This window comes from Mycobacterium sp. GA-2829, assembly GCF_001499965.1.
Classification (GTDB): Bacteria; Actinomycetota; Actinomycetes; order Mycobacteriales; family Mycobacteriaceae; genus Mycobacterium.
Genome location: NZ_LQIT01000095.1, coordinates 1 through 1,019 on the forward strand (window position 1 = coordinate 1; position 1,019 = coordinate 1,019).

Genomic DNA, 1,019 nt, shown 5'->3' on the forward strand with positions numbered 1-1,019 from the left:
GCTCGAAGGCGTCGGCGGGGCGGGTCACCGCGATCTGCACGGTGGTGGTGCGCCCGACGAACACCGGATCGGTGCCGCGGCGGGCGGCGTTCTCCTCGCCGACGCCTTCGAGCGGTTCGGCCTCGTACCAGGGGCCCCAGGAGCCGTCGTCCTTCTTGGCGCGCACCCGTGCGGTGGTCCCGGTGAGGTCCTCGGCGGTCAGCGCGACCATCGAGAACGGGGTGTCCTGGTGGATCTCGCGGATCGTCTCGCCGCCGCCGAGCCCGGCGAGCGGCTGTTCGATCAGGGTGGGGGCATCGGCCGCCGCGGAGTCGTCGTCGCCGGGCAGCCCGGTGATCGCCCACGGCATCAGCACGAGCGTCGCCGCGATCGCGGTGAAGATGAGCGATGGCGCAGGTCGGCGGGACAGCACGGACTGATGTTACGTATGTGTCAGTTGTTACTGATGTTTCGACACGGCCGGAAACGGCAACATTTCACAACTGCAACGGCACCGCAGAGCCGCCGTTGGCTTCTGCGGTGCCGTTTCGGTGCAGGACTGGCTACATCCCCGGGGCCGCCGGCCTCGGTGACCCCGGCCTGACCAATCCGGCGCTCACCAACCCGGCACTGACCAGCCCCGCGGGCGACCTGCCCGGGCTCACCACACCCGGTCTGGACACCCCGGGACTGACCACCCCCGGTCTGGACACCCCCGGCCTGACCACGCCGCCCGCACTGGGCCTCGATCCGGCGCTGACGCCGATCTCCACCGGCGGTCTGCCCGCGCCCGGTGAGATCCCGATCTCGGCGCCGCTGGCCACAGACCCCACGCTGGGCACCTACCCGATCCTCGGCGATCCGCTGATGGCGTCGATGCCGGTCGCCCCGCAGAGCGGCGGTCTGCTGAGCGATCTGTCCAGCGCGGCCAACCAGCTGGGCGCCGGTCAGGCGATCGACCTGCTCAAGGGAGTCGTGGTGCCCGCGATCACCGGCGCCATCAAGTCGGCGGCCCCGCCCGCAGGCCCACCGGTGCCGCA

Annotated in this window: 2 pseudogenes; one reads left to right on the forward strand and one right to left on the reverse strand. The window is 71.6% G+C overall.

Annotated features, from left to right (window positions below):
- Positions 1–412: pseudogene (locus AU194_RS30785) on the reverse strand (cold-shock protein); the annotation flags it as partial.
- A 149-nt stretch (positions 413–561) separates the two neighbouring features.
- Here AU194_RS30785 and AU194_RS30790 point away from each other — a divergent pair.
- Positions 562–1,019, forward strand: a pseudogene (locus AU194_RS30790) (hypothetical protein); the annotation flags it as partial.